The 18,300-nt window shown below is 47.5% G+C and carries 12 protein-coding genes; 3 read left to right on the forward strand and 9 right to left on the reverse strand.

The features are described from left to right. Window position 1 precedes the first annotated feature (1 nt). The 3 genes from KJS57_RS24450 to KJS57_RS24460 all read right to left on the reverse strand — a co-directional run bounded on the left by KJS57_RS24450 (window position 2) and on the right by KJS57_RS24460 (window position 3,675). Complete coding sequence (locus KJS57_RS24450; RefSeq protein ID WP_213656635.1) at window positions 2-2,023, reverse strand: hypothetical protein; 2,022 nt, start codon at window positions 2,021-2,023, stop codon at window positions 2-4. A 62-nt stretch (window positions 2,024-2,085) separates the two neighbouring features. Further along, the gene (locus KJS57_RS24455; protein ID WP_213656636.1) at window positions 2,086-2,856 is read right to left on the reverse strand and encodes an ABC transporter ATP-binding protein; all 771 of its coding nucleotides are present in this window, start codon (window positions 2,854-2,856) and stop codon (window positions 2,086-2,088) included. Window positions 2,857-2,865: 9 nt separating this feature from the next. After that, on the reverse strand, window positions 2,866-3,675 hold the full coding sequence (locus tag KJS57_RS24460) for an ABC transporter permease (protein WP_306434267.1): 810 nt from the start codon (window positions 3,673-3,675) through the stop codon (window positions 2,866-2,868). A gap of 103 nt (window positions 3,676-3,778) precedes the next feature. Here KJS57_RS24460 and KJS57_RS24465 point away from each other — a divergent pair, with 103 nt between their 5' ends. Next, the gene (locus KJS57_RS24465) at window positions 3,779-6,235 is read left to right on the forward strand and encodes an O-antigen ligase family protein (RefSeq protein ID WP_213656637.1); all 2,457 of its coding nucleotides are present in this window, start codon (window positions 3,779-3,781) and stop codon (window positions 6,233-6,235) included. 32 nt (window positions 6,236-6,267) lie between these two features. On the opposite strand, the gene galU is transcribed toward KJS57_RS24465, so the two are convergent. The 6 genes from galU to uvrB form a co-directional block, all read right to left on the reverse strand. Beyond that, window positions 6,268-7,152 (reverse strand): UTP--glucose-1-phosphate uridylyltransferase GalU, encoded by an 885-nt coding sequence (galU, locus tag KJS57_RS24470; RefSeq protein WP_213656638.1) that lies wholly within the window; start codon window positions 7,150-7,152, stop codon window positions 6,268-6,270. A gap of 170 nt (window positions 7,153-7,322) precedes the next feature. Further along, complete coding sequence (locus tag KJS57_RS24475; RefSeq protein ID WP_244861697.1) at window positions 7,323-7,520, reverse strand: hypothetical protein; 198 nt, start codon at window positions 7,518-7,520, stop codon at window positions 7,323-7,325. 318 nt (window positions 7,521-7,838) lie between these two features. Continuing rightward, window positions 7,839-10,352: a U32 family peptidase gene (locus KJS57_RS24480; RefSeq protein ID WP_213656639.1), complete on the reverse strand. Its 2,514-nt coding sequence runs from the start codon at window positions 10,350-10,352 to the stop codon at window positions 7,839-7,841. A 237-nt stretch (window positions 10,353-10,589) separates the two neighbouring features. Beyond that, window positions 10,590-10,796, reverse strand: coding sequence for a DUF2759 family protein (locus KJS57_RS24485; RefSeq protein ID WP_211022586.1), 207 nt, complete (start codon window positions 10,794-10,796; stop codon window positions 10,590-10,592). A gap of 485 nt (window positions 10,797-11,281) precedes the next feature. Next, window positions 11,282-14,140: an excinuclease ABC subunit UvrA gene (gene uvrA / locus KJS57_RS24490; RefSeq protein ID WP_213656640.1), complete on the reverse strand. Its 2,859-nt coding sequence runs from the start codon at window positions 14,138-14,140 to the stop codon at window positions 11,282-11,284. 20 nt (window positions 14,141-14,160) lie between these two features. Continuing rightward, complete coding sequence (gene uvrB / locus KJS57_RS24495) at window positions 14,161-16,155, reverse strand: excinuclease ABC subunit UvrB (RefSeq protein ID WP_213656641.1); 1,995 nt, start codon at window positions 16,153-16,155, stop codon at window positions 14,161-14,163. 244 nt (window positions 16,156-16,399) lie between these two features. Between uvrB and KJS57_RS24500 the strand changes: the two genes are divergently transcribed. Both KJS57_RS24500 and KJS57_RS24505 read left to right on the forward strand, forming a co-directional pair. Then, entirely contained in the window at window positions 16,400-17,185 is a 786-nt protein-coding gene (locus tag KJS57_RS24500; protein WP_213656642.1) for a flagellar motor protein, read from the forward strand. Next, window positions 17,182-18,075: an OmpA/MotB family protein gene (locus KJS57_RS24505; RefSeq protein ID WP_213656643.1), complete on the forward strand. Its 894-nt coding sequence runs from the start codon at window positions 17,182-17,184 to the stop codon at window positions 18,073-18,075. Before KJS57_RS24500 ends, KJS57_RS24505 begins: the two co-directional genes overlap by 4 nt. The last annotated feature ends 225 nt before the right edge of the window (window positions 18,076-18,300 follow it).

Raw genomic sequence — 18,300 nt, forward strand, 5'->3', positions numbered from 1 at the left:
TTCACTTCCTTAATTTTCTTAAAATATATCTAAAAGCTTTTTTAGGATTCCTTATTCCTCGTATTATTCGTTCTCTAATGAACCATTCCATTCGATCTAAAAACGCAAAACGGAAATGTATTCCTATTTTTTCAAGATCCTCCCCAGTTCCATAAACGACTAGAGCATTTTTCCACAAGTTTTTTTGAACCTGAATCCTGATTTCCTTTTTACGGTTCTGATATTCTTTTAAACTCACGAAAGTTACAAAGGGTTGCTTGTCCTGCGTGTCACCTATTCCGACAGAACTAGTTAACTCTTTAAATTGGAAGAGATCGTCATAATTTTTGTGTTCAATAAATTCAATATAATCCCCGAGGCAATCATCCACTGTAACATTTTTGACATACGAAAAATAGTCGATATAGGATTCAGTTGCTTTAATAATACCTTTAATAATTGAAGACAGGTACCCTTCGATACGATCTTCTTCCTTAAAACATGGGGTTATTTCTCCTTCAGAATCTACAAGCTTAATTAAAGACCCGTGGGGTGCCGAAAAAATAAATTCATACATCATGACATTTTCCATCACGACATTTTGTCGTTGTTTGGGTTTACCAAGATTAAAAGCATAACCCAACACATCTTTACTAATGTCAGGATAAACGATATCCGTTGTTCCAAAGTAATACCCCGTTACTTTTTTACCAGTTAGATCTCTGATAGCTTTATGCGTTGAGCCTCTCCAACCAACATCAACTACATTAATTTGTTGGAAATCAAAAATCCCGCTCTGCCTCAAATACTTAAGTAAGGTCTCTTTTTCATTTTGTAGGACTTCCTCAACTTCAGGATAAATGCTATCTAGCATTTTTTTGACTTTTTCTCTTTGAAAGTCACTTTTTAATTCATCCTTGAAGCTGACAAAACCAAAAGAATTCAATAAAGATTTGTATTTGGATTTATTTAATCCGATGTTATCGAATATCTCCTCCAAAGTTATTCTTTGCCCCAATGACGGGTTAAATGCAGTCAGTAAATCTAACGCATCCTGACGTTTCATATTCAATATATTGGGAAACTGATACACCCTTCTAGAAGCCTGGATATATCTCGCAGGAGGTAAATGAGAAATAACGCCGTTAAGTTTTTCATAAATTAGATAAGGCAAATATCCATCCCTAGATAAAAAAAATAGATTGTCTTGCCCCTTCTCTTTAATATTTTCAATCAACCAATTTGTGAATCCCCACAAAACAGAGGATACTGTATTTATCCCAAACTTTTCCCAATAGTCTAACTCTTCAGATGTTTCAACTATATTGATTTGTAGAGCCTTTATTATTGAATACTCTAGGGTATAAGAATTTTTAACTAATGCTCGTTCTCTCAATGAACGATAATGATAAGCTGATATTCCTAGGTTGATGGCAGCTTCATAGTCGGATACATAATTGTCCCCGATATGCAACCAACCATCTTTAGTTAAATTATTCAATTCTGCAATGTAACTGTATAGCCCGCCTGTCCCTTTGCACTTTTCCACTTCATTAGAGACGTACAAGATAAATTTATTGTATCCAAGATTAGCTAGAAGTTCTTCAATAAAAGACCGTGGAAGGTACATATCAGAAATAAAAAAAAGAGGTTTCCCTTTAGAAAACGCATATTCATAGGCTTTTTTAATCACAGGATTAGCTATTGTAAATTCTCTCTCTGTCTCTAACTCAATTTCCTTAACGATTTGGATATCTACACTTTTAGTAAGTACACTTAGTTGTTTATAAATCTCTTCGAGAGTTATGTCCTCTTTGGGTGAGGTTAACCTTGCTGATTCTTCGGCTTTTATTCTCTGTTGCTTAAAATTATCAATGTTCCCCACTCTGCGTTCTTGAATTTTTCTTTGAACGATATCAAGTAAATCCGTAGGATTTATAACATTTCTAAGCAAAGCAGTATCATAAACATCAAATGAGATCGTTTGATGTCTATCAATTAACTCGTATAAAACTTCAATTTCATCTTTTACAGTTATTTTCATAAATTAACATTTCCCCCAAAGCACATTAACCTAAGCTACTGTTCTAATAGAAACTAAACCGATTAGGAAAGTGTTCGTGATTGCATATATTTCAAACTACTCATATAATCTCTATAGCTTTTGCAAACAACTGAGGACTCACCATACTCACGTATCTCTCCATTGTGGAGCCACACAACGTTTTCCGTGAGTTCCTGTATCTGATCAAGGCTATGTGATACGAGCAGTACAGTTTTTCCGCTATTTATCATTTCTTTCATTTTTGCGGTGCTTTTGTCTCTAAAATTCTGATCTCCCACTCCCAATATTTCATCCAGAATTAAAATATCAGGATCGATTTGAGTAGCGACGGCAAAACCCAATCTTGCTCTCATACCGGAAGAATAATTTTTCACAGGGACATCAATAAATTCGCCTAAATCTGCATAATCAACGATTTCTTTAAATTTTTCCTCAAGAAATCCTTTATTCCGGCCAAGTATGGCTCCGTTTAGATATATATTTTTTGCACCAGTAAGATCAGGGTCAAAACCGGCGCCAAGTTCTAATAAAGGAGAGATGGTACCATTAATCGTTAATTTACCAGAAGTAGGCTTCATCACACCGGAAATCAATTTTAGTAAAGTACTCTTTCCCGCTCCGTTGTGACCAATAATCCCCAGTCTCTCTCCTTTTTTAACCTCTAGGCTTAAAGAATTTACAGCATTGAACTCTTTGTACTTAATCTTCCCCTTAAGAGATTTAACAAAGAATTCTTTAAAACTGTCGATTTTTTCTTGCGTGATTCTATACGTCATGGTTACATTATCCAACTTTATAGCCAGTTCTTCCATTTCATCACCCTAAACATGCAGAATAAATTTATGTTGGTTTCTTTCAAAAACAACAAGCCCAATCACAATACTAATTGCCCCAGCAATAAAGCAGTATAAAAGATTCATTAGTTCTATGGGCTGTCCATAATAAATCACCTGTCTGAATCCGGTTATAAACTGGTATATTGGATTCGCTTGCAAGACAAATTGAAACCGTTGCGGAATTATATTTGCGGGATAGAATATAGCCGAGAAATACATCAGTATCATGATGAATATCCCATATAGATGTTCAATATCTCTAAAAAAGACGGTAATTGTCGATAAAATTAAGCTTATACCAGTTGTAAATACAAACAACAAAAATAGGTACAACGGTACATAAATTAAGTTAATCGTAAAATCCGCACCTGTAATAAGCATAACAATTAGCAAGTCAATTAGGGAGATAAGAAATATTATAAAGTCTGCTAATACTTTCGATATTGTTATTAGGTATTTAGGTATATAGACCTTTTTTATTAAAGACGAGGAGTCCACAATAGATTTCATTGCTCCATTCGTACCCATTGAGAAAAATTCATAAATTAATCGGGCAGTAATCATATAAAGAGGGAAATTATCAATGTGATTCTTGAATAATGTTGAAAAGATTAAAGTTAGCACAATCATCTGAAACAATGGATTTAACAGACTCCAAAGAATTCCCAAAAATGATCCCCTGTATTTTTTACTGATATGACTCCGCGTTAACAAGAGTAATAGATATTTATAATTTTTGAAGTTATTTATATAAGTTATATATTTATTCATTTTTCCACCTATAGTATTTTTCATTTTTAAATCCAAAGTCTTATTCAACTGTCAGACAAAAGTTGGTCCTAATCAATATAATTATGCTAAAATAATACCCGTATCTATTAGCAAAGGAGATAAATACGTGTCGAATCCAGTATACGGGAAAAAGCCCGGAACGTCGAGAAACGGGGAAAATTTGCCTGTCGCGTTATGGGTGTTGATGGTTGGACTGATTTTACTCCTGGTTTGGGCACCGTTCCAGGCCGGGTTGTTTAATGGACTTGTCTTGAACTTTGAGAAACCGATATTTTGGGCGGTAATGATCGGAAGTCTTTTGTTGATCGCCTGGGTGGCGGCGTTCTTTAAAAAAGTTAAATTAAAGGATCAAAGAGACTTGACAGCGATATGGGTTATTTTGATTCCCGTCACTTATGTTTTGGCGCTGATCTCGGCGGCGAGTCATTATTTCGCCATGAATGCAGTGTTGATTCAATGTCTGTACGCGATGCTGTTTGTTATCGGCCTTTATTTGCTGCAAAACAAACGGGCTAATGGCCTAATTGAAACCTCTATAATTACGATTGCCTACATTATTGTATTATTTGGGTTGTTTAATTGGCTCGGCCAAGGCAAAACTGTCTCCGCGATGGTCGGCTGGTTTACAGAAACGGTCATTAATGGCCAGTATAACCAGGCTGTTTGGATCGATTCGAACGGTCCACGTCTGGCCTCGGTATTCCAATATCCAAATACTTATGCGGCGTTTCTAATGGCTTTCTTTTTCGTAGCCGTATTTGCAATCACACGCTCGAACAAATGGTATAGCCAAGCGATCCATGGATTCATGCTCGTTCCGATGGTTCTGTCGATCCTGCTGACGCTCTCTCGTGGTGGATTAGTGTTCCTCCCGGTTGTCTTCATTATCCTACTGTTTTTTTTAAAACCGGCCAAACAGATTCTTTGGATTTTGTATAGCGTAATAGCTGTAGTAGCAACACTAGTAATTGCCAAACCAGTCACCGATTTGGGGCAGCAATTTCACCTTGGTCAGATCGGTGATCCCGCCAAAGGCTGGGGATATCTGCTTGGAGCTTCCATCGTAGTGGCTGCATTGGCTTGGGTGATTCAGCGTTATTTGGCTCCTATGCTGGAGCAACGTACCGCGGGCTGGGCGGCAAAAAAACTAGCTAACCTTTGGTTACCACTGGCTTCAGTTGTTGCCGTCGTCGTTCTAATCGTTCTTCTTCTGGGGACGAATCTCAAGCACGTATTGCCTGGAAACATCGGTGACCGCTTGGAAAATATCAATTTACAGCAGCACAGTTTGCTCGAACGCTTAACGTTTTACAAAGACGCAGTGAAGGTTATCAAGGACTATCCTGTCATTGGTGCAGGCGGTGGTGCTTGGGCTTCGATTTATGAGAAATACCAGAACAATCCATACCAAAGCCGTCAGGCGCACAGCTTTATCATGCAGTATCTAGTTGAAGTCGGAGTGTTAGGCTTTATAGTGCTCGTTGCTTTTCTTGCCTTCATTTTCTACAAATATATTCGCGGATATATTCATTCCGACGAGACCAAGCGTAACGATTATTTCATCTACTTTATCATTGTTCTTTCCATACTGATTCACAGTTTAATGGACTTTAACATGAGTTACGTGTTTATCGGCATGCTAGTCTTCCTGGGATTGGGCGGGATGGCCGCTGCGATGGATACTAAGCCGGTAAAACGATTTGCGTGGAAGTCATCCGGATTCCGAACTCTATACAGCGCTGTACTGGTTGTCGGGGCTCTAGTGTTAATCTTTACATCTATCCGGTATATTCAAGCCAACAATGCCATTGAAAAGGGCAGAAGCTTAATGGCAACAAGCTCGGATTTCCAAGAAATCCAGGCTCCATTTGCGGATGCGCTAAAGAAGCGCGGTAACCAGCCCGATGCCGTACTGAATTACAACGTTCTTCTGAAGGCGGCATATGAACAAAGCCAAGATGAAGCTTTCTATACTCAGGACCTGAAGCTGCTTACGGACGCGCTCAAACAAGATGCTTATAATAAGAACATGTATAACCAGCTCATCGCTCTGTACCAGTTAAAAGGAGAGGCGGATAAAGCCTACAATGTCCTGAGAGACAATGCCGACAGATATACGTATGATCAGGATTGGTATGAGAGACTCATTGTACAATCCTTCGAATTAGGTTATCAGGCACTTGGTAGCCAAGCCGTCGATCAAAAAGACAAATACTTCGCAACTGGCCTTCAAGCCTACGATCACGTAGTCCGCGGCGTAGAGCACCTGAAGAACCTGCCTAAGGGGCAGTTCCAAGGGAATCCGTTTGCTGTAACTCCAGCTATGGCGCTTAACGCCGGGAAAATGCAGTACATGATGAACAAGCCTGCCGAGGCAGCAGAGATCTTCAAGCAAGGGATCAGCCAGGATCTGAATGATCCGACCAACCGGGAAATCGCCCGCTGGTACCTGGCAGCTCTGCAGAAGACCGGAAGCACAGACCAGGCGGTATACGATCAGTTGATCCAACTGGATCCTCAAGAAAAGGATTCGATTACACAGCTTGCTGAGCTTACCTTCTAAAAAAGGCACCTAAATCAAAAATCGGCTTCTCCTTAGGAGAGGCCGATTTTTTGATTTTCAATCTTTGATTTCATATACTCCAATAATCCCTCGCGTAATTCCTTATTCTGCAGCGCATAATGAATCGTCGTTTGAATGAAGCCCAGCTTCTCACCAACGTCATGTCGCAAACCGTCGAAGTGGTACGCTACAATTCGCTCCGTCTCTCTTAAACGGGAAATGGCGTCCGTTAGTTGGATTTCTCCGCCAACTCCCTCATGCTGTCCGTCCAGAATGTCGAAAATAGCCGGCGTTAAAATGTAACGGCCCATGATTGCTAGATTGGATGGTGCTTTATCGGCCGGCGGCTTCTCTACCAATTGCTTGGCCTGATAGACACGGTCTCCGATTTCGTTTCCGTCTACGATGCCATAACGGGATACTTCTTCCCATGGAACCGGCTGTACCCCGACGACAGAGGCCTTCTGGAAGTTGTATACGTCGATCATCTGTTTCAGGCAAGGGACTTCCGATTCCACGATGTCATCACCCAGTAAGACTGCAAATGGCTCATTACCGATAAACTTACGTGCGCACCAGATCGCGTGCCCCAAGCCCTTTGGTTCTTTTTGCCGAATGTAGTGGATATCGGCCATTTCCGAGGATTTGCGAACCTCGTTCAGCAGATCCCATTTGCCTTTATCGGACAAGTTTTGCTCTAGTTCAAACGAGTTGTCGAAGTGGTCCTCGATCGCGCGCTTTCCTTTACCGGTCACAATAATGATGTCTTCGATCCCGGAAGCCACAGCTTCCTCTACGATATATTGGATCGTCGGCTTATCCACGATCGGGAGCATTTCCTTCGGCATCGCCTTCGTGGCGGGCAGGAACCGGGTACCGAGCCCGGCTGCAGGAATAATCGCTTTCCGGATCTTCATCGCTTAAATCTTCCTTTCCCTTAACATCAAGATGGTGCAATTATAACATAACTAGCGTCAAAAAAAGACAGGTTAGAGAGAACTTTACACTCTATCCAATTGAGTTTCTCCAATAAAAAAAGCCCCTCACGGAACCCATTTCCGTAAGAGGCATCTGCATCATCAATAAGTTAGTGCGTCCAAAATTTCAAGCGTGTTAGGATAGGCTGGGGTGCTTCCTCGCAGCGGTTGCGGCTTCCTGGCTCCGGAGTATGGAGATGGCGCTCGGTTCCGTATTCAATTCTCCGGTACTCTTGATCGCCGCCGATTTCCAGCCGTCCATGAACTTTAGTTACCACCGATTGCATTTCGAGGAATCCTTCAAACATCACTTTCACCCTCCTGATAAATGGACTTTAGACTTTATTACATTATCCATTCAAATTGTTTACGCTTTCATTATACCACATCATCTATTTTTTGCTTACTGATAAATATCGTTTATCGCGGGATTTTTGCGTTCGTTCACAGAGTTTTGACAATTAGAAACCCTTATATAGCTTGGATTCAAGGCATGTCTCCATATAAAACACATGTGTCCTCGTACAGTGATCATGAGGTGTATACATCTAAAAAACAGAAAAACGGCCCCTGTGACGTTAGCACATAAGGCCGTTTTTCTCTTATTCACAATTTGCATTATTAAGCTATTTGACGAGTTGTCCGCGTGTTACTCCGAGCTGGTTTGTCGCTTTCAGCGTTTTCCAGACTTGAGTGCCGCTGATTTCGCCGCGAAGGGCCCGGTTGTACAGATCAATGACCTCGTGAACCTGTTCCGGTGTCTCCTCCAAGAACTCTACCCGGTAGTTGGCTACGCCAAGCTCCATGAAGTTGCTCAGGTATTCCGCGCCGGACTGCTCGATGGCGTTGTAGACCGTATTCCGGCAGCCTTCGTCGACGCGGACTGGGTGGCTCATGCCGATCCGGTCCTGAAGCGAAGCGCGGTGCTCCTCGCAGGGACGTCCGCAGTTGGTGTAGTCCGTACCTTCGCTCAGGAAGGTGCAGTACACGCAGTGCTCGGTATGGAACATCGGCAGATGCTGATGAATGACGATTTCCAGGTTGGCCGTCCGGCTTTGACGCAGTAGATCGACCATCTGCTGGATGTTCAGATCGTAGGACGGCGTGACAAGGTCACAGCCCGCCTCGAGAAACAGCTCCACGGTTTTGTGGTTGGCGATGTTCAGCGAAAAATCGCCAATCAGCCGCGGATGCGAGGCGGACGGGTTTTCCATACGGTGGCGCAGGTAGAAATACAGCGCACCGGTGTTGCGCACCAGCACCGCGTCGGGCTGGAGGCGCAGGATGTTGTTATGGTAGCCGTTCTCGCCCGGCATATGGATGCGTGGCGTCGCCAGCGCGATTTGCTTGCCGGCCGCCCGGACGGCTTCCACTGCTGCCGGGAACTGCTTGATAAATTCGAAGTCGGCGTAGATCATTTCGACGCCGGCTTCCAGCGCAGCCTGCACCTGCGGCAGGCTGCGGCACAGCGCGGTGAGCTTCGCCTCACCGCGCGGCACCGGCGCCCCGCCAACGGCGGGGGCGCCAACCGCAGCTGCCGCCGCCCGCGTGTACACGGGCGGCTTCGGCCGCTCGCCGGCTAGCAGCTCCACTGCGCGCCGGCGAATGCCGTTCAGCTCTCGCATGGGGAGGATCACGTCGCCATACAGCTCCGTGTCCAGCCGCTCGAGCTGGAACACCGTGCCGCCGAGACGGCCGAACTGCTCTTCGAGCAGCGCCCCGTCCATCGGCCGTTTTTGCGCGATCTCGAGCTCCAGCTCCGAGTCGACGCGCACGGTCGTCCCCTTCTGGACATCGGTCCAGAAGGTAGACAGCGGCCCGCCGGCGTGGCCGACCGCCCGCACATGTACCGGGAACACCCGGTACGGCTTGTCGGTCTCGAACGTTTGGCGGAGCCGTTTATCCAGCGCCGGATCGCTCGTCTTCCAGATCCGGTCGCCCACATGCACCCGGCGCAAATCCACGTCATTGCGCCCCGGAACGATGTCGACGATCCATGTCTCGCCGGCCTCTCCCTCCAACTTCACGCCCTTGCGGCGCAAATCATAGACACGCCCGCCCTCTTCCTTCTTCGTCGGATCGCCGGCGTCAAACACAATCCCGTCGCCGCGCTTCAGCGGCGCTTCCAGCTTACAAACGACGCCGTCGCGGAGCACCTGCTCCACCCGGCCGAGGTATACGCCACGGCTCTTAGGAAACGTGCCGTCAACCAATTGCTTATTGTTTGTCCCTTCCAGGAAGCCATGCGTGAACCCGCGCGAAAAACTTTGCTGCAGCTCACGGATTTCCTCTTTGGAAGGACGCGTAGCATCCCCCTCAAAATACCGGTCAATCGCCTTCCGGTACTTGCTCACCACATTGGCTACATATTCAGGGCTCTTCAATCGACCCTCAATTTTAAATGAAGTCACCCCTGCTTCGATCAATTCAGGCATAATGTCGATCGCCGCCAAGTCTTTAGGCGACAACAGATAAGTGACATCGCCCATCGGTTTTTGCTCCCCATCGACCATCAAGTCGTAAGGCAATCGGCAGGCTTGTGCGCATTCGCCGCGGTTGGCCGACCGTCCGCCCCACATTTCCGAAGTCAAACACTGGCCGGAATAGGATACGCAAAGAGCCCCATGCACAAAAACCTCCATCGGCAGCTTCGCCTGATCCCCGATCATCTTGATCTGCTTCAAATTGTTTTCACGCCCAAGGACCACACGTTCCATATTCCAAGGCTTCGTGAATTCCACCGCTTCCGGCGAAGTAATCGTCATTTGCGTTGAGCCATGAATCGGGAAGTCCGGCGACAGCTCGCGGATCATCCTTACCAAGCCCAAATCCTGAACAATTACCGCGTCCACTCCAGCTTCGATACAGGCCTCGATCAACTCCTGCGCATCTGCCAATTCATTTTCAAACACCAGAATATTGAAGGTCAGGAATCCCTTAACCCCATAGCTGTGTAAAAACGCCATGATTTCGGACAGCTCGTCCATACGAAAATTGTTCGCCCGCGCCCGGGCATTGAACTTCTCCACGCCAAAAAATATCGCATCGGCTCCGTTAGCCACCGCGGCCCGCATGCAATCCCAATCGCCCGCCGGAGCCAACAGCTCCACGTCTTGTCTTGTTAATGTTGTGTTGCTCATTTATATCCTCCCGGATGTCCCGCCATTTATTACTGCGTTCCATCGAATTTGTTTATCTACACGACATGCATAAAATTTAAAACTCCGATAACTTATCTATTTTAGCAGACATCGCCTGAAGTCTCTACCCACCGGCAACGGGAACCTTTGGCACACGCAAAAAGACACCCCATCCCTCCAACCGGAACAAAGTGTCTTCCCTGTACCCCTTGTTTCTGCTCGCACCCTAGGCTTAGACTAACTGAACCAGGATTTGATCATGATTGCATCGGACGCCAAAAAAATCAGCAAGCTGAGGATGCCAAATCCGATCGCAAACAAATTCTTCTTGGACTCTTTCAGCAGTCTTAATACCCCAATCAGGATAACAATGGTGAACAAAATCATAAAAATATCAAAACCGTTAAATGTCGTCGTTACGGCTCCCGCTTCTGCGAGTAACATGGCAAGCCCTCCTCAGTAAAATTCACGGAAATTTCCACCTTCTTATATGTTATCTTCTCCTCAAGACGGATGCAAGAGAAAAGTCAAAAAAATGTTGCATTTATCATCTTAATTGATAAAAAAATCATATCATTCAACAACTTTCTAAAATCAGACCCTCTTCTCTATTCCGGTACTTTATGAACATTCATATTTCGTCTCCCTAACGCGCACAAATCCCTAAAATGTCCACCTAAAAGTGGACAATAGGACATCCTATACCTCACCAAGGTCTAATCCCCCATATCTAGCGCCATACGACAATCCTGTTTTTATTGCAAACGTTCCTTACCTATATTCTAACCTGTACCTGTTCTCCCTCAATCTCCCGCTTTAATCTTATCCTTAACGAATATACCCAAATCCATTCCCGTCAAAATAAAAATGACCCGCAGTCAATGCTTCGATAATCAAGCATTGTCGCGGGCCACCCAGTCTTCCTAAACTTAAGCGCGTGCCTTTAATTCTTCCGTCCGTTTCGTGTCTCGCTCCAAAACCGGTGCGAGGTAACGTCCCGTATAGGATTGTTCCACCTTCGCAATCTCTTCCGGCGTGCCTGTAGCGAGGATCGTCCCGCCACCGCTGCCGCCTTCCGGACCGAGGTCGATCAAATAGTCGGCCGTCTTGATGACATCCAGATTGTGTTCAATGACGAGCACCGTCTCTCCGGAGTCAACCAGGCGATGCAGCACCGACAACAGGCGGTCGATATCATCCACATGGAGACCGGTCGTCGGTTCATCCAGGATGTAGATCGTCTTGCCCGTACTCCGCCGGTACAGCTCGGAAGCGAGCTTCACGCGCTGTGCTTCTCCCCCGGATAACGTAGTTGCCGGCTGCCCCAAATCGATATAGCCCAAGCCAACATCGAGGAGCGTTTGCAGCTTGCGGTGAATTTTCGGAATGTTCTCGAAAAATTGCGTCGCATCCTCTACAGTCATCTCCAGGACGTCCGCAATACTCTTGTTCTTGTATTTCACTTCCAAGGTCTCGCGGTTATACCGTTTACCTTTGCACACTTCACAAGGCACGTAGACATCGGGCAAGAAGTGCATCTCGATCTTGATGATCCCGTCGCCCCGGCAGGCTTCACAGCGTCCGCCCTTAATGTTGAAGCTGAAGCGGCCTTTCTTATAGCCGCGAACCTTCGCCTCGTTTGTCTGCGAGAACAAGTCGCGAATATCGTCAAACACGCCGGTATAGGTAGCCGGATTCGAGCGCGGCGTACGGCCAATTGGAGATTGGTCGATATCTACCACTTTATCGATATGCTCCAGGCCCTTGATTTCCTTATATTGACCCGGACGAACACGGGCCCGATTCAGGTCGCGCGCCAATGTCTTGTACAGGATCTCATTGACTAGTGTCGATTTCCCCGAGCCGGAGACGCCCGTTACCGCCGCAAATACGCCTAGCGGGAACTTCACGTTAATATTTTTCAAATTGTTCTCTTTCGCGCCTTTGATCTCCAGCCACCGGCCATTCGTCTTCCGGCGTTTCTCGGGCACTTCGATAAATTTCTTGCCGCTCAGATACTGGCCGGTCAACGACTTCGGATCATCCATGACCTCCTGAGGCGTCCCCTGCGAGACTACCTGTCCGCCATGGATTCCGGCGCCCGGTCCGATATCAATAATATAGTCTGCTGCCAACATCGTGTCTTCATCGTGCTCTACCACGATCAGCGTGTTGCCGAGATCCCGCATCTGCCCAAGGGTAGAGATCAAACGATCATTATCCCGCTGATGCAAGCCGATGCTCGGCTCGTCAAGAATATACAGCACGCCCATCAGACTGGATCCGATTTGGGTTGCCAGACGAATACGCTGGGCCTCCCCGCCGGACAACGTTCCGGCTGCACGGCTCAAGGTTAAATAATCGAGCCCGACATTGACAAGGAAGCCTAGACGGCTATTGATTTCCTTCAGGATCATATGAGCGATCGCCGTTTCCTTCTCACTAAGAACGAGCCCATTAAAGAACTTCATGGCTTCCCCGATCGACAGCGAAGTAACAAATGCCATATTCTCGCCGTTAATCGTTACCGCAAGCGTCTCCTTCTTCAGGCGGTGTCCTTTGCAGGTGCCGCATGGCTTGGAACCCATGAATTCTTCAATGAATTCGCGAATTCCTTCCGAGCTGGTATCCCGATAACGCCGCTCCAGATTGTGTACAATACCTTCGAAGGTTACATAAGCATCTTTGCTCATCCCAAAATCGTTTTGATAGCGGAAGCGAACCTTAGTCGTGCCTGTACCGTAGAGCAGCTTGTCCATCTGATCCTTGGTTAGTTCAGATACGGGAACATCCTGCGGAATATTAAAATGCTCGCAAACTGACCGCAAAAATTGCGGATAGTAGTTGGAGGTACTGCCTGCCCATGCTTCAAAGGCGCCTTGCTCAATGCTTTTGGAGGTATCGGGAACAAGCAGATCCGGATCGATGATCATCTTCACGCCGAGACCGTCGCAATCCGGGCAAGCCCCGAACGGACTATTAAACGAGAACATCCGCGGTGATAATTCCTCAATGCTGAAGCCGCAGATCGGGCAGGCAAAATTGGAGCTGAATCGCAGCTCCTCCTGTCCCATAATGTCGACCAGCAACTGGCCGCCCGACATTTTGAGCGAGGTTTCTATGGAATCAGCCAACCGGCTGCGTACATCCTCTTTAATGATGATCCGGTCGACGACGACCTCGATCGAATGCTTTTTGTTTTTTTCAAGTTCGATATTCTCCGACAGATCGCGCTGTTCTCCGTTTACGCGTACGCGGACAAATCCCTGCTTGGCGATTTCGGTGAACAGGCTCTTGTGCTCTCCCTTTTTCCCGGACACCACCGGCGCCAATATCTGGAGTCTCGTCTTCTCGGGATACTGCATGATCCGGTCTACCATCTGCTCTACTGTCTGGGATGTAATCTCGATCCCGTGTTCCGGACAATGAGGATGACCCACTCTTGAAAACAACAGACGCAGATAATCATATATCTCCGTTACCGTTCCTACCGTGGAACGCGGGTTACGGCTTGTCGTTTTCTGGTCAATCGAGATCGCTGGCGAAAGCCCCTCGATGGAATCCACATCCGGCTTCTCCATCTGTCCTAAAAACTGACGGGCGTATGCTGATAAAGATTCCACATACCGGCGTTGTCCTTCCGCGTAAATGGTATCGAATGCGAGCGACGATTTGCCTGACCCGCTGAGCCCGGTCAGGACGACGAATTTGTCGCGAGGAATCGTAATGTTCACATTTTTTAAATTGTGCGCTCTGGCGCCTTTAATGACGATATTCTCATTAGCCAATTGCTTTCATCTCCCAACTCTTATTCCGCCCGCAGTTCCATAATGGCATCGCGCAGCTCCGCGGCTCTTTCAAACTGCAGGTTTTTGGCGGCTTCTTTCATTTCTTTTTCCAATCGTCCGATCATCGCTTCGCGGTCGCGCTTGGACATCTTGCCCTTGGCGGCATCCGACAGATAATCGCTCTTGCTTTCGGCCACCCGAGTCGCTTCGATGACATCCCGCACTTTCTTGCGGATCGTTTGCGGCGTTATGCCGTGTTTCTCGTTATATGCAATCTGAATGCTGCGGCGCCGCTCGGTCTCCTTGATCGCTTTGTCCATGGATTCGGTGATATGGTCACCGTACATCAACACGCGCCCTTCCGAGTTCCGCGCTGCCCGGCCGATCGTCTGGATCAGCGATCGCTCGGAACGCAGGAAGCCCTCTTTATCCGCATCAAGAATCGCCACCAGGGAGACCTCCGGAAGATCCAGGCCTTCCCGCAGAAGGTTAATCCCGATCAGCACGTGGAAGGTTCCCAATCGCAGATCCCGAAGGATGCTCATACGCTCCAGCGTCTTAATATCGGAGTGAAGATACCGGACCTTGATTCCGATTTCCTTCAGGTAATCGGTCAGATCTTCCGCCATCTTCTTCGTCAGCGTCGTCACGAGCACTCGCTCATCCTTAGCAATCCGGTCGTTAATCTCGCCGATCAAATCGTCGATTTGTCCCTTCGTCGGACGAACCTCAATGATTGGGTCCAGCAGGCCCGTCGGCCGGATAATCTGCTGTACCATCGTATCGCAATGCTCGATTTCATAAGGTCCGGGCGTAGCCGACACATAAATCAGCTGATCCGCCTTCCCCTCAAATTCTTCGAATTTAAGCGGCCGGTTGTCCAGCGCCGAAGGTAGACGGAAGCCATGGTCGACGAGCACATTTTTGCGCGCCTGGTCCCCGTTGTACATTGCGCGGATTTGCGGCAGCGTAACGTGGGATTCGTCGATCACGATGAGCATATCGTCCGGAAAATAATCCATCAGCGTATAAGGCGTAGCCCCGCGCTCACGGAAGGTCAACGGTCCCGAGTAGTTCTCGATACCCGAGCAAAAGCCGACCTCTTTCATCATTTCAATATCGTACCGGGTGCGCTGTTCCAAACGCTGTGCTTCCAGCAGCTTGCCCTGGGAGCGGAACACCTCAAGCCGTTCTTCAAGCTCCCTTTCTATATTGACCAGTGCAACTCGCATAGTCTCTTCCTGGGTAACGAAGTGAGATGCCGGGAAGATAGCCACATGTTCGCGTTCCCCGACCAGCTCGCCGGTCAAAACGTCGATTTCGGTAATCCGTTCGATTTCGTCACCAAAAAACTCAATCCGTACGGCCTGCTCTCCTTTGGAAGCCGGAAAAATCTCCAATACGTCTCCGCGCACGCGGAAGGTTCCGCGAACGAAGTTGATATCGTTCCGCTGATACTGGATATCCACCAGTCGGCTCAGAATCTGATTCCGGGATTTTTCCATGCCAACCCGCAGCGATAACACCAGATTCCCGTATTCGGTTGGAGAACCGAGACCGTAAATACAAGATACACTCGCTACAATAATGACGTCGCGCCGTTCGAACAGCGAGCTCGTCGCGGAGTGTCTCAATTTGTCAATCTCTTCATTGATACTGGAATCTTTCTCGATGTAGGTGTCGGAGGATGGGATATATGCTTCCGGCTGGTAGTAGTCATAGTAACTGACGAAGTAGTCTACGGAGTTGTTCGGGAAGAACTCTTTGAATTCGCTGGCCAACTGCGCAGCCAGTGTCTTGTTGTGGGCGATGACGAGCGTGGGCCTTCCAAGCTTGGCAATGGTATGGGCAATCGTAAAGGTCTTCCCCGTTCCGGTCGCACCCAAAAGCGTCTGGTGCTTTTTACCCATTTTTACGCCTTCAACCAATTGTTCCACCGCGGCTGGTTGGTCGCCCTGCGGCGAAAATTCGGAAATCAGCTCGAATTTATTGTTACTAAAGACAATATCACTCATTGTCCAACATCACCCTTATCGTCTAAAATGGAAACTGTACTTCTAAATAGATTAAAAGTCAGTTTTTTTGATCATGAAGCTACTATTATCTATATTAACCTTAATTCTTCTGCTTTAAATGTAAGTAAGACGAGAAGCGCTAATATCACCACTCCAAAATAGGAATGGGTGTTCCCATTGATTATACCTTTTTTGCAGTTGGGATGCAAACGATAAGTCGTGAATAGGAGTTGTAAAATTACAGATGGATATCACAACAATTATAGGTATCATTATTGGATTGGCCGCGTTGATCGGCGGCTTTTTATGGGAAGGCGGGGAACTGGCGGGTTTAATGCAAATTGCGGCTGCCGTGATTGTATTCGGCGGTACGCTGGCCGCGGTCATGGTGAGCTTTCCTCTGGCCAAATTGAAAACCGTCCCGCGGGCGTTAGCCCTGGCCTTTACCTCGGGACAACAGAAACCGGATGAACTGATAGAAGATATCGTAAGCATGTCGACGGTAGCGCGGCGCGAAGGAGTTTTGGCGCTGGAAAGGCGGGCCGCGGAGCATGAAGACCCTTTTTTGCGGGAAGGCATCCAACTCGTCGTTGACGGTACGGAGCAAAGCATGGTCGAACAAATCATGGATTTAGAAATTGACGCCATCCAAACAAAATATGAAGGTTATGCCAAAATATTCGAATCGGCCGGCGGATATGCCCCGACCATGGGAATTATCGGTACGGTCATGGGTCTTATCCATGTGCTTGGCAGCCTTACCGAGCCGACCGCACTCGGCCCGTCCATTGCGCTCGCCTTTACGGCAACCCTTTACGGGGTAGCCAGCGCCAACCTTATCTTTCTTCCGATCGCCTCCAAAATCAAAGCGCGCGGAGAAGATGAAGTCGGCCGGATGGAAATGATGCTGGAGGGAATACTCTCCCTTCAAAACGGCGATCACCCGCTCCTCGTGCGTCGCAAGCTGGAATCGTTCACGGCCGAAACGCTCCGGGATTTGCCCGTATCCGGGGAGAATGAGAGCCTATGAGCCGGAAGAACAGAACCCAGAACCCCGGCCAACGTTCCCGGCATCGCCAGGAAAGTAAGGATACGAGAGACCGGTGGATGATCACCTATGCCGATTTGATTACGCTGCTACTCATTTTTTTCGTCGTGATGTATGCCATGAGCCGTTTGGATGTGGAAAAATACGAAGTCGTCACCCAGTCGCTCCAGCTTACGTTCAAGAGCGGAGACTCCTTGCTGGAAAAAGGAAGCGGCATCCTAGGCAGCGACGGCCCCCACACTTCCAAGAACCCTCCGTCTGCCGTAGATGACAAGAACGGAGCATCGGGAGGACAGGCCGGCCAGAACGGGACTGCAGTTCCAAACGGCACAAACCAGCCCGTTATAAACAGCGACGATGCCTCGCAAAAGCCGATGACCGAACGCGAGCTGGCTTTCCGCAAGCAGGAAGAAGAACTGCAAACGCTCATGAGCCGGATCGAGTCTTATATCAAGGACAATCAGCTTGATGATCAGATCAAGGTCGCAGATCTGCCTAAAGGCATTTCGATCACGTTAAGCGACCGCTTCCTGTTCGATGCCGGCAAGGCCGATCTGAAATCCGGTTCCGCCAAAACACTGACCAAACTAGCCAGCCTGTTCAGTCAACTCAATACCGTCATCAGCATCGAAGGGCATACGGACGATCTTCCGATCGTCCGCGCCTCCGAGTTTAAGGATAACTGGGAACTGTCGGGCGCACGCGCCTTATCCGTCCTCCGCTTTTTCATCGATAAGGAAAAGCTCGATCCGGAAGGCTTCCAATATGCCGGCTACGCCGACACCCGTCCCGCCGCCGACAACTCCACCTCCGAAGGACGCCAAAAAAACCGCCGCGTAGAGATCACAGTGCTGCGCCAGTTGCAGCAATGAGTGTGATGGGGGCAGTAATCTTTCAGCGAAAGAAAAAGCTTTCTCCGATATCCGGAGGAAGCTTTGTTTTTCTTAGATCCCTCTACTCCTACTTCACCGGGTCTGTCAAGATTTTTGTGTAAACTCATTGTCAAGCAAATCCCCCGAGGGGGATTTGGCGTTTCTAACGTAAATAGTTACTGATGCGATCCGGAAAGAAGACGGATAGCTGGAGTAGCATTTGCC

This window comes from Paenibacillus vini (assembly GCF_018403325.1).
Classification (GTDB): Bacteria; Bacillota; Bacilli; order Paenibacillales; family Paenibacillaceae; genus Fontibacillus; species Fontibacillus vini.

Coding starts and splice junctions, on each gene's coding strand:
- KJS57_RS24450 (WP_213656635.1), bottom strand. CDS start 2,023: ATGAAAATAACTGTAAAAGATGAAATTGAAGTTTTATACGAGTTAATT.
- KJS57_RS24455 (WP_213656636.1), bottom strand. CDS start 2,856: ATGGAAGAACTGGCTATAAAGTTGGATAATGTAACCATGACGTATAGA.
- KJS57_RS24460 (WP_306434267.1), bottom strand. CDS start 3,675: ATGAAAAATACTATAGGTGGAAAAATGAATAAATATATAACTTATATA.
- galU (WP_213656638.1), bottom strand. CDS start 7,152: ATGAAGATCCGGAAAGCGATTATTCCTGCAGCCGGGCTCGGTACCCGG.
- KJS57_RS24475 (WP_244861697.1), bottom strand. CDS start 7,520: ATGTTTGAAGGATTCCTCGAAATGCAATCGGTGGTAACTAAAGTTCAT.
- KJS57_RS24480 (WP_213656639.1), bottom strand. CDS start 10,352: ATGAGCAACACAACATTAACAAGACAAGACGTGGAGCTGTTGGCTCCG.
- KJS57_RS24485 (WP_211022586.1), bottom strand. CDS start 10,796: ATGTTACTCGCAGAAGCGGGAGCCGTAACGACGACATTTAACGGTTTT.
- uvrB (WP_213656641.1), bottom strand. CDS start 16,155: ATGAGTGATATTGTCTTTAGTAACAATAAATTCGAGCTGATTTCCGAA.
- KJS57_RS24500 (WP_213656642.1), top strand. CDS start 16,400: ATGGATATCACAACAATTATAGGTATCATTATTGGATTGGCCGCGTTG.
- KJS57_RS24505 (WP_213656643.1), top strand. CDS start 17,182: ATGAGCCGGAAGAACAGAACCCAGAACCCCGGCCAACGTTCCCGGCAT.